Raw genomic sequence first — 11,908 nt, 5'->3', positions numbered from 1 at the left:
TTTAATTTATTATGGATGAAAAACAGTTACCTAAGCTTTCCAGCTATAGATGGGTAATCTTAGCGATTGTAGCTTTGCTTGATGCAACGAGCAATTACATTCAATTTCAAATTTCAACATTAGCTGTTCAAATTATTCCGGCTTTGCATCTGTCAACAGCACAGTTTCAAAGTTTGGCAATGGCACCAATGTTGGTCGCAGTTTTCTTAAGTATTCCTGCTGGTTCACTTGCAGATAAATTCGGTGCTAAGAAAATTGTTTCAGTAGGACTTATTATTTCTTTATTCGGTGCATATGGCCGTATAATTGCCACCAATTTTGTCACCATGATGATCATGTTGTTATTGTTTGGCGTGTATATGGCACTTTTAAATGCGAACACTATCAAGATTTTTGGTATTTGGTTTAAGCAGGATACTAATTTAGCTATGGGTGTGTTCTTCGCTTCGGCTAGTGTAGGTATTATCTTAACTCGTATTACCAGTCCTCTGTTTCCAAGCGTAAAGGCAGCCTTTACATTTTCAGCAAGCTTATTATTAGTTCTGACAGTTTGCTGGCTGCTTTTCATAAAAGATGCCCCTAAGGGTGAAGAAATTCCTCAACCTCAAGTAAAACAAGGAAAAGCTGAATCATCCCTTGATTTCTTTAAAGAAGCTGCACACAGTAAAAAGACTTGGATTGTCGCTATCAGTGTTGGTGTCGGAATGGGAGCAAGTGAAGCTTTCTCTAATATTATGCCACCAGCTTTTGCCGCAAGAGGAATGTCTACCATTCAAGGAAATAATATCGCTGCTATAGCTACCATTGGTAGTCTTTGTGGTTCATTATTTGGTCCTGCACTAATTGGCAAAGCTAAAAAAGCTAAACCAATTATGATTACCGTAACTCTGATTGCCGGTCTGTTAATTGCACTTACTTGGTTCATTCCACTAGGATTGCCACTAACCATTTCTTTAGTACTTGGTGGATTATTCGGTGCGATGACCGGTCCTTTGATGCAGGCAATGCCAATCACATTCCCTGAAATTGGGCCAAAATATGCAGGTTCAGCAGGTGGTTTGATCGGTACTGTTTCGTTACTGTTTTCATATTGTATCCCAGTTATTATCTCAATGATTGCTGGACGTAACTTTATGTTGACTTTTATCATTCAGGGTATTGTTTTAATGATGACAGCAATTTTTATCGGTATTTTACCTGATGCTAATGCTGCTAAAAATGCTCCACGTGGTAAATAATTGATTCGATTTTGAAAGGAATTTTGTAATGACCAAAAAAATAACTGCAAATCCGGGCAAATACACTGGCTCGGGTCAAGGTAAAGAAAGTCAAATTAACCTTGAAGTTGAGGTTGACACAGATAAAATTGTTAATGTTAAACCATTAGATAAATATGCGCCAGACAGTTTGGCTGACAATGCATTTAAGAAAATGGCGCAAAAGATTGTTGACCAGCAATCAGTTGATGTTGACGTTGTTTCTGGAGCTTCTGAAACTTCACGCGGGATTATTGCGGGCGTAAAAGAAGCCCTTGATAAAGCCGGTGTTGACTATGATGCCCTTAAAGAAAATGGTGGTCAAGCTGCCGGTAAGAAAGAAGAGACTATTGACGTTGATGTCGCCGTGGTTGGTGCCGGTGGTGCTGGTGTAGCAGCTGCTTTAGCTGCACGGCAACATGGCGCTAGCGTTGCCTTATTTGAAAAAACCATTTCTCCACTTGGTGCAAGTACGTTTGCCGGAGGAATGTTTGCGGGCGACAGTCAACAACAAAAAGACCAAGATGCAGTCGTTTCCAAGAAGTGGCTTTATGACGAATACATGGACGCTTCTCAAGGCTATATGAACTCAATTCTTGTGCGCCGTATTATCGATGAATCAGGTAAGACCGTTGATTGGTTAAATGAAAACGGCGCCATTATGAAACTGGTTGATGCTGGTACTGGTGGCAGTTATGATCATATTGGCATGCCGGCTACTCTTCATGGCTATCAAGAAGGCGGCACTAAGGCAGTAACTAAACTAATTGAAAAATTCAAGTCAATTGGCGGCAAGATGTACTTTGGTTTTGCTGGCAAAAAACTGCTGCAAGATGATGACAAAGTTGTTGGTTTAATTGCTGAAAGTGATGAAGAAACGCTCCACGTTAACGCTAAGAAAGTTGTTATTGCTACAGGTGGCTTTGGTGGTAACCCTGAAATGCGCAAGGAATACTTGGGTGATGTCAGCACGCAAGGACAAGTTTTGCAAAATACCGGTGACGGCTTGAACATGGCTTGGGATGCAGGAACTGCTCATCATATCAACGGCTCAACCCATTACTTCTGGCAAACATTTAGCAATAAAGATATCGGTGAAATGGTTAAACTTGTCGGCCCAAACTGGATGCCTCTTAATGCGCTAGCTGACTTTCCAAACTTGCGTGTTAATAATCGTGGTCAGCGTTATGCCAGTGAAACCCATGCATTAGACTTTGCTGTGCATGGAGCCGAATTGTCAGAACAACCACAACAAACCGAATTCGTTGTCTTTGATCAGGCAATGCTGGACAAGATTAAAGAAGGCGGCACAGTTGCAATTGAAGATCACTATGGCAAGTGGAAGAACCATCGCCAGTTCTACATGGAATTTAATTATCCAACAGATACTGAAGAAAATATTAAGCATGAACATGAAAAGACAGACTTTACTGCACTGTTAAATAAGCTGGCTGCAACTAACGTTGTATTTATTGGTAATACAATTGCTGAATTAGCCGAAAAGATGGGCGTTGACAAGGAAAACTTGGCAAAATCAGTTGAGCAATACAATGACGCTAAGAAGAAGGGTGAAGATGACTTGTTCTTCTCTGATACCAAGAGAATGATTCCGGTTGAAAACGGACCATTTTACGCTGTGAAATTTATTGCCCGTAACCTGGGAACTCTTGGCGGTGCCACAATTGATGAAAAAATGCATGCTTTAACTGCAAAAGGCGAACCTGTGCCTAACCTTTACGTAGCTGGTGCCGATGCATCTGGAATGTATGGCAAGGCTTATGTTGACTTTGAAGGTGGTACTTTAGGCTTTGCTTATATCTCTGGTAGATTAGCCGGAATTGATGCGGCTGAAACTGCTAAAGCTGGTAAATAGTTTTATTTAATCAGGTATAAATTTTAAAAACTGGTTTGTGCCTGATTTTTTACTTGAGGAAGAGAATATGACACAAGAAAAATATGATGTAGTAATTGTTGGCGCTGGACTTGCTGGCTTTGCTGCTGCAGATGAAGCTGTTGACAATAATTTAAAAACTTTGCTGGTTGAAAAAGGTAAAACAACTGGCGGCACTGGCAATTATGTTGAAGGTGTTTTTGCTGCCGATTCAGAACTGCAAAAAAAGGATAACGCGGTTCTGAACAAGGAAGATTTGCTTAAAGAAGAACTGACTTATTCGCATTACAAAGCAGACGGTAAAATGTGGCAAAAATATATCGACAATGCCGGTAAAAATGTTTCTTGGCTTGAAGACCATGGTGCCGTAATTGGTATGGTAGCAAACCTGGGCTCCGGTGCTAGGACTTGGCACTTATTTAAAGGTAAGGGTCATGATGCTATTCATAATGGCTTAGAGCCGTATGCTAAGAATAAGGGCATTACGATTCTTACTTTAACAAGAGTAACTGACTTAAAACAAAATGCTGACAGCACTTATGATGTTACTCTGACTAATGTGGTAGAAAAAACTGCTACAGTTGTTACTGCCAAGAATGTGGTTTTGGCTACAGGTGGTTATCTGAACGACCAAAAATTATTAGAAAGTACGCCTCACCAAAATCCTGATAACATTATTCCAGTTAACTCTGGTAAAAATACGGGAGACGGTTTGAGATTGGCCTGGAAGTTGGGCGCTAAAAAGTATTTCACCGGAATGGCAATGATGTTTGGTGGTCAGCTAAAAGATAAGACTATTCCATCATTCAAGCTTTGGGGGACAGCTATCTGGAGTTCAGTTTGTGACCAGCCGCAAATGTGGGTTAATGAATTAGGCGAGCGTTTTGTCGATGAAAGTGCAGCTGTTGTGAACTGGGCTAACGAAGGTAACTCAATGAACCGCCAAGATCGGGTCTTCTGCATCTTTAGTCAAAAGATTTTGGATGACTTTACTGATAAATCTTACCCAAGGTCAATGAAGCCATTTGTTCCAGAAGACAGGTACCCAACTTTGCGTGATGACATTGCCAAGGCCGAAAAAGAAGGTCGCCAGTACCTGCACAAGGCCGCAACACTGGAAGAACTAGCTCAGAAAATTGATACTCCTAACTTAGTTGCTTACGTTAAACATTATAATGAGATGGCGGCAAACGGCGAAGATACTGATTTTCATAAACCGGCCAAATATCTGTTGCCAGTTGATGGCAAGGGTCCATTTTACGCTATTGAATTAGGTGTTGGTGCCTATACTACTGGTGACGGCCTTCGTGTTAATATCAATAATGAAGTACTTGATACTAAAGGCAGACCTATTGCAGGCTTATATGCTATTGGTGGTGACGGTTCTGCTGTTCTGTATGGTGATACTTATGGTGTTAATGTTCCTGGTACACATGCAGGTTATTGTATCTTTTCAGGTCGTAATGCCATCAAAGCAATTGCGGCTAAGGAATAAAAAAGCCAAAAATAATTTCTAAAATAATAAAATAATATCCCAAATTAAAAGACTAACTCCCGTTTTGATGTGAGTTAGCCTTTTTTTGCTTAGCCAAAATAGTATATTACTTATTTTGCTTTTTAAATTGATTAGGCGACATGTGATAGACGGAATAAAAAGCATTATATAAATTACGATATGTTATAAAGCCCGTTGATTCAGAGATTTCTACCCAAGACTTGGAAGAAGAATTCATCAGATCAATTGCCTTATTGATTCTGACTAATCTTAGAAGATCGGAAAAAGAGGAGCCTAAATTTTTCTTTATTAGCCTTGAAGTATAACCATTTGAATAGCAAAAGTGTTGTGCAACATCGCTAATTCGCAATTCATGCTGATAGTTCTTTAATACAAATTTGGTAAGCTCTTCTATAAAATTGATATTGCTCTCTTCCTCGATTGTTTTACTTTCTTGAGCATAGTATTCAGTCAGAATGCGAATAACGTTTATCACCTCTGTCATAATTTTGAGGTTAGTAACTAAGTTGCTTTTTTTATTTTGTAAACTAATAATGCTGGCAAATGTTGCAATTAGTTCTTGATCATTTTCTGACTTTTCAATGCATGAATTAGCGTTAAAAACATATTCATGTAAAAATTCTTTATTAGTCATCTCGCTTAAAAAAGGCAGTGGCAATTGAATACATAATACCCAGTTTTGTTGCGGACTTTTTGTTGAGTGAATTTGATAGGGATTAATTACCATAAAATCATTTTTGCCTAGCAAATAACTTTGATCTTTTAGTTTAACTTCAAGCTTACCCTGAGCACAATACAGTAATTCAGTACTTTGGTGCCAATGCAAGGGAATTACTCTGTTCAAATTGTGGGCGTGAAAATTAAAAATTTTGAAAGGTAACTTTTTTGAATTGCTGATTTTTTCATGTTGGATATAAGACATTGTTATCATCTCGCATAAAGTTACAATGGAAGGTCATTATTTTACAGTTTTTTCCTCTTGAAAATGTATTTTAACACATCTGAAATCGCTTTACCATAATTAATGAAATATCGGGAGCAAAAAGGAGGAGTTTTTTATGAAAGAAAAGATGACAAAGTTTTTTCAAAGAATGCAACCGTGGTTTGACAGGGTAGGAAATAATAAATACCTGCAAGCAGTTATGGGCGCAATGATGGCCACCTTAGGGCCGATGATCATCGGGTCTTTTGCGACTTTGATTGCGGTTTATGCCAGCAAGTGGAAAATGTTGCAGTTGGCAAAAATTATGGGTTTTGTCAATTCAGTAACTATTGGTGCTATTGCTTTATATGTTGCGTTTCTGATGGCTAAGCACATTGCGGGAATGTTTCTCAAAGATGATGACGGCACCAGCGCAGGTATAATTTCGTTAATGTCATTTTTGATCATTACACCACTTGGAAATATCAAAAATGTTGCAGCAATTCCAGTTACCTGGATTGGCGCAGATGGTCTTTTTTCAGCAATCATAGTTGGTATTGTTGTGGGTAGATCATATGTTTACATGAAGCAACACAAGTGGACTATTAAAATGCCGGCTGGAGTTCCGCCAATGGTATCTGATACTTTTGCCGCTTTAATCCCTACTTTACTATTAGGCGTATTCTTTGCAATTGTTGCCTTAGGTTTTAGTGTGACTCCATTTGGCAGTTTTCACCAACTAATTTTTACTATTATTCAAGCACCTTTACAGCATATTGGTGGTTCATTCTGGGCTATGGTTCTAATTTGTTTAATTGAACAATTAGTCTGGTTCTTTGGTATTCACGGTACAAACGTAATAACACCAATTGTTGTTCCTATTTGGATGGCACTTGATATGCAAAACTTAACAGCATACAAAGCCGGTCGTCCTGTTCCTAACATTTATGGCTATGCCTTCTTTAATTTTTACACTTGGGGCGGAACAGCTTTAGGTCTGGTTTTACTAATGCTTTTTATTGCTAAGAGTCAGAGATATAAGACTTTAGGTAAAATTTCAATTGTTCCTGCCTTGTTTGGAATTACTGAACCTGTAATTTTCGGTACGCCATTAGTTCTTAATTTTGATTTCTTTGTGCCGTTTGTGACAAATAATGCTATTGTGGTCATGATAGCTGGCTTGTTAACCAAACTAGGCATAGTTGCCAGATGTACAGGTGCTCAGGCAGTATTTGGATTGCCGCTGGGCGTGCACGCATTATTAGGTGGACATATTTCAATTGTTATTTTGGTTCTGCTGATCCAGCTAGTGATTTCACCAATTCTATGGTACCCATGGTTTAGAAGAGCTGACAAGAAAGCTTTAGCACAAGAACAAAATGCAGCTAAATAGACTATATAATAGAAGAGGTTGCAATCAACCTCTTTTTCATTAGAAGGTATATATTATGGAAGAAAAACAATTAAAACTGTTGTTGAAGGATATGAGCCTTGACGAAAAAATTGGACAGTTAATCCAATTATCAGGGGAATTTTTTCAAGCAAACGATATTTCATACGGTCCGCGAGATAAATTAGGTATTTCACAGAAAATGGTTGACCTAACCGGATCGGTTCTCAACGTTGCGGGAGCTGAGACTACTCGAAAAGTACAGGACCAACAGATGGCCAGACAGCCGCATCATATTCCGGTGATGTTTATGTCTGATGTAATTTATGGTTATAAAACAATTTATCCGATTCCCTTAGGCCTAGGTGCAACCTGGAACCCAGAAATCATCAAAAAGGCCTTTGCTACAGCAGCCGATGAAGCTTCGGCTGCTGGTATTCAAGTTGCTTATGCTCCTATGCTTGATACCGTGCATGATGCCAGATGGGGCAGGGTCTTAGAATCTCCCGGTGAGGATCCATACCTTAATTCTAAATATGCTGAAGCCATGGTTGAAGGTTTTCAGGAAAAAATAGAGGAAAATAAAGGAGTAGCAGCCTGCTTTAAGCACTTTGCCGGTTATGGTGGAGTTGAGTCTGGCAGAGAATATAATACAGTTGATATGTCAATTAGCAACCTTTATCAGAATTATTTGCCTGCTTATAAAGCAGCAGTAAAAGCTGGTGCTAAATTAGCAATGACTTCTTTGGCAGCTTTAAATGGCGTTCCGTCAACTGCAGATAAGAGATTGTTAGATAATTTGCTCAGAAAAGCTTGGGGCTTTAAGGGCATCATTATCTCCGATTATGCTTCAATTTATGAACTGGTTAAACATGGATTTGCTGCAAATACAGTTGATGCATCCTATAAAGCTTTGAATGCTACTGTTGACATAGATATGAAATCGCAGTGTTATGCTAACGGTTTAAAGCAGCTGGTAACTAATGGTCAATTAGATGAAAAGAAAATTGATGCAGCCGTTTGGCGCGTTTTATCATTAAAAAATGACTTCGGTTTGTTTGAAGACCCTTATCGAGGAACGTCGCTAGCTAGAGAAAAGGCTAGTGTTTTATCCGAAGATAAACGGAATCTGGCCAGAAAAATTGCTACAGAAGCCGTGGTACTGCTCCAAAATAAAAATAACGTTTTACCACTTAACAAAAATGAGAAATTGGCGTTGATAGGACCATACAGTACCGAACATTCTTTGCTAGGAATGTGGGCTGTACATGGCGAACCTAAAGACAGCGTTTCAATTTTTGAGGGACTGAAACGTTATGTGCCCGATATTAAAACCGCTAAGGGAACGGATATTAATCGTAGTCGCCAGATGCTGCAAGAAATGGGCTTTCCGTCTGATGAAGCAATTTCTCAGGTCATTTCAACTGAAGAGGAAGAAAAGAATAATAACAAATTGGCACTTCAAGCAGCCCGAGAATCAGATGTTGTGATCTTGGCGATGGGAGAAAGCACTCTTGAAGCCGGAGAAGCGGGTTCAAAAACGAATCTTTCTTTGCCAGCTAATCAGTTAGATTTGATCAATAAAATTTCTGCTTTGGGTAAAAAAGTAGTTCTCCTAATTATTAGTGGCCGCCCACTAGTGTTAACAAACGTCAAAGACAAAGTTGACAGTATACTTGAGTGCTGGTTCCCCGGAACCGAAGGTGGAGCAGCAATTGCAGATATTTTATTCGGCAAAGCCAATCCTTCTGGAAGACTGACAATGTCGTTTCCGTACAGTTCAGGACAAGAACCGCTTTATTACAATCACTTGTCAACTGGCCGTCCCGTTCATGATTCGCAACATGTTGGCCGCTTTTTATCAAAATATTTGGATGCTCCTGCTGAACCTCTATATCCATTTGGCTATGGCCTATCTTATGGTCATATCAGCTATGAAAAGATGACGTTAGATAAAAAAGAACTGCATCATGATGAACAAATTGTAGCTAAAGTGGTGCTAAAAAATGACAGTGACTGGGACTGTGAGGAAACAGTTCAACTTTATATGCACGACAAAGTGGCATCGATTGTTCAGCCAGTAAAGAGGTTAATTGATTTTAAGAGGATAGCTATTAAAGCTCACACAGAAAAAACTGTCAACTTTAATATTAGTCCTAAGCAATTGACTTTCTTTGATAATACAGGTAAAAAAGTTTTAGAAAACGGAGAATTTACTCTATATGTCGGCAGTAATTCACGGGATTGCCTAGAGCAGGATTTTACCTTAGTTGATTAGTAAAAAGTTAATTAAGAAAGAATAACTATGAAATATCAAAATCCAGTTTTAAGAGGTTTTCATCCTGACCCCAGTATTTGTAAAGTTGGCGATACCTACTATTTAGTTACCTCAACATTTGAGTTTCTACCAGGATTACCGGTCTATCAAAGCAAGGATTTGCTAAATTGGCGCTTGGTAAGTCACGTGATAGATGAAAGCACTGCAAAATATTATCCGTATAGTAATCTTAAAAATTCTCTTGGTGCTTTTGCTCCTACTATTCGTTTTCATGATGGTGTTTTTTATATCGTTTGTACTTTTGTACCCAGAGGCACTTTTATTGTCAAAACCAGAAATCCCGCTCATGGCTGGTCGCAACCTATTTGGCTAAAAGGGGGAGTCGGCATTGATCCTTCCTTAACCTTTTTGAATGATAAGTGTTATCTGCAAATGACAGAAGATGGTAAAATAATACAATTTTTGCTAGATCCGGACACTGGAAAAATATTAAGTGAGGAAAAAATAATTAGTTATGGCACTGGAGGCCGCGATCCTGAAGGCCCTCATATCTATTATCAATATGGCAAATTCTGGCTTCTTTTAGCAGAAGGAGGAACTCGTTCAGGCCATATGGTAACAATGCAAGTTGCTGATAACATTGATGGGCCTTACCACAGCGTCCTAAATAATCCCATTTTGACAAACCGCGATTACAAAAATGAGCTTCAGTGCGTTGGTCATGCGGATATAGTTCAAATAGATGAAGAAAGATTCTGTCTGGTTGCACTTGCGACCAGACAGCCGCTCCATATTCATCGTACCTTACTAGGACGTGAGACAATTTTATTGCCTGTCACTTGGGATGCCAACAAAATTGAAGTTAATAAAAAAGAAAAAATGGGCAAGGCAACAGTTAATGTGGCCGCACCATTAAAAACTAATTTGCAGTCGCATAGTGAGGAAGACTTTACTGCAGCTAATTTGCTTTCTGTGGTAGGATTGCCTCATTACCAGCTTGTAAAAGACGAATTAACATTAAAAGCTAATACGTTGCCTCTTAAAATGTCTCAGGTGAGCCAGCTTGCACCATCCTTTGTTGGTTTTGCGCAAACTGAATTTAACGGTGAATTCTCTTTTTGCTTAAAGACTGAAGAGCTGAGAGCGAGTTTAGCCGGATTAACTGTGTATAAAGATGACACACATTATTTTGCAGTTTTGTATAATGCTGAGCAAAATACAATTCAAATAGGCAAACGAGATAGCGACCTGAAAATCGAGCAGAATTTAAAGGTAAAACATAAAGGCTCAACAATCAGATTTATTTTAAAAATGAGGCAAGAAAATTATTGTGTGATTTTAAAGGATAATGAAACTGAAATTGCTAAAACCAGCATGCTGACCAGACATTTTACTAATGAAGTTAGTGATTCGCCTTTTACAGGCGTAGTAATTGGTTTAAGGGCAATTGGTCAAAATAACGTTAAATTTTATTCAATTAGTTTAAGGTATGAAAATCGTAGTAGCAAAAAAAGGTAGAAAAAATTCTACCTTTTTTTGTGTGATATTTACAGTCGAAATTTAATTAAATTGTGCTACAAATTGGTCTACTTCAGCTAAATATAATTGTTTTTGGCGTTGGCTGATCCAAGAGGTCTCAAAAGAATTTTTAGCAAGTTGCACGATTTGATCTTGTGACAGATCAAATTTTTGTGCTAAAGCATAATAATTATCACTGATGTAGCCTTTGAAGTAAGCAGGGTCATCTGAATTAATGGAAACTTTTACTCCCGCATTCAAAAGATCGATTACTTCTTTACCCTTCATTTCTGGTGAAACAAAGCTGTTAGATAGCGGGCAAGAAGTTAAGCCAACCTGTCTTTTGGCGGCTAGTTCAACCAGGTCTGGATCTTCCACAATGTTGGTGCCATGGTCAAGCCGCTCAACTTCCATAATTTCTAAAGCCTGACGAATATGTTCAATTGAATCTTTTTGATCAATGTCACAGTGAGTAGTGATGTGCAGTCCAGCAGCAGCTGCATCTTCAAACTGGCGGGCAAATTTTAGTGGCGGATTGTTATGCTCATCAGAGTCAAGTCCAATGCCAATTATCTTATCACGGTACTTGAGACCTTCCTGCAAGGTCTTTCTAGCAGATTCTTTAGAAAAATCACGTAAAAAGCACATGATTAGATGAGCATCAACATTTAATGCCCGTGCATCAACAGTAGCTCGATAAAGACCATTGAGTACAACTTCAAAGGGGATGCCGCGGCTAGTGTGAGCTTGTGGGTCAAAAAATAGTTCTACATGTCGAACATTGTTGGCAGCAGCCTTAGTTAAATAAGCCCAGGCCAAATCGTAAAAATCTTCTTCAGTTTGTAAAACATTCATTGCTGGATAATAGACGGCTAGAAATGATGCTAAATCATGGTAATTATAAGTCTTTTGGACATCTTCAATTGTAGCTTGGCCTATATCGACGTGATTGCGTTTAGCTAATTTTAACTTCAATTCCGGTTCTAATGTTCCTTCGATATGCAAATGCAATTCGGCTTTAGGCAAGCCCTGAGTAAATTCTGGTGTGACGACTGAACTCATGTAATCCTCCTTAGACAATGTTCTTGTTTTTTTACTTGTTATTTTAGTTTATCACAATTTTTATAATAAGAATAG

The 11,908-nt window shown here is 38.7% G+C and carries 8 protein-coding genes; 6 read left to right on the top strand and 2 right to left on the bottom strand.

Annotated elements, in window-relative coordinates:
* Positions 1-11 precede the first annotated feature (11 nt).
* The 3 genes from F5ESL0259_RS07480 (at position 12) to F5ESL0259_RS07470 (ending at position 4,642) form a co-directional block, all read left to right on the top strand.
* On the top strand, positions 12-1,238 hold the full coding sequence (locus tag F5ESL0259_RS07480; RefSeq protein WP_046325531.1) for a nitrate/nitrite transporter: 1,227 nt from the start codon (positions 12-14) through the stop codon (positions 1,236-1,238).
* Between the two features lie 28 nt (positions 1,239-1,266).
* A complete protein-coding gene (locus tag F5ESL0259_RS07475; protein WP_122038018.1) occupies positions 1,267-3,129 on the top strand; it encodes an FAD-dependent oxidoreductase in 1,863 nt (620 codons plus the stop codon).
* A gap of 67 nt (positions 3,130-3,196) precedes the next feature.
* Positions 3,197-4,642, top strand: a complete 1,446-nt coding sequence (locus tag F5ESL0259_RS07470; protein WP_122038017.1) for an FAD-dependent oxidoreductase — start codon at positions 3,197-3,199, stop codon at positions 4,640-4,642.
* A gap of 106 nt (positions 4,643-4,748) precedes the next feature.
* Here F5ESL0259_RS07470 and F5ESL0259_RS07465 read toward each other — a convergent pair whose 3' ends face one another.
* A complete protein-coding gene (locus F5ESL0259_RS07465; protein WP_158596020.1) occupies positions 4,749-5,585 on the bottom strand; it encodes a helix-turn-helix transcriptional regulator in 837 nt (278 codons plus the stop codon).
* Positions 5,586-5,721: 136 nt separating this feature from the next.
* On the opposite strand from F5ESL0259_RS07465, the gene F5ESL0259_RS07460 reads away from it, so the two are divergent.
* From F5ESL0259_RS07460 to F5ESL0259_RS07450, 3 genes are read left to right on the top strand one after another with little or no spacing between them, the layout of a single operon-like run.
* A complete protein-coding gene (locus tag F5ESL0259_RS07460) occupies positions 5,722-6,978 on the top strand; it encodes a PTS sugar transporter subunit IIC (RefSeq protein ID WP_122038015.1) in 1,257 nt (418 codons plus the stop codon).
* A 55-nt stretch (positions 6,979-7,033) separates the two neighbouring features.
* Positions 7,034-9,253, top strand: a complete 2,220-nt coding sequence (gene bglX / locus F5ESL0259_RS07455) for a beta-glucosidase BglX (RefSeq protein WP_122038014.1) — start codon at positions 7,034-7,036, stop codon at positions 9,251-9,253.
* Positions 9,254-9,280: 27 nt separating this feature from the next.
* A complete protein-coding gene (locus tag F5ESL0259_RS07450; RefSeq protein WP_122038013.1) occupies positions 9,281-10,771 on the top strand; it encodes a glycoside hydrolase family 43 protein in 1,491 nt (496 codons plus the stop codon).
* A gap of 42 nt (positions 10,772-10,813) precedes the next feature.
* Here the strand turns inward: F5ESL0259_RS07450 and add are convergent, their stop codons facing one another.
* Positions 10,814-11,833, bottom strand: a complete 1,020-nt coding sequence (gene add / locus F5ESL0259_RS07445; protein ID WP_122038012.1) for an adenosine deaminase — start codon at positions 11,831-11,833, stop codon at positions 10,814-10,816.
* Positions 11,834-11,908: the final 75 nt, after the last annotated feature.

It is taken from the genome of Lactobacillus sp. ESL0259 (assembly GCF_003693045.1).
Classification (GTDB): domain Bacteria; phylum Bacillota; class Bacilli; order Lactobacillales; family Lactobacillaceae; genus Lactobacillus; species Lactobacillus melliventris.
The sequence above is the reverse complement of the archived record's forward strand: the minus strand, read 5'-3'. Positions and strand labels throughout refer to the sequence as shown.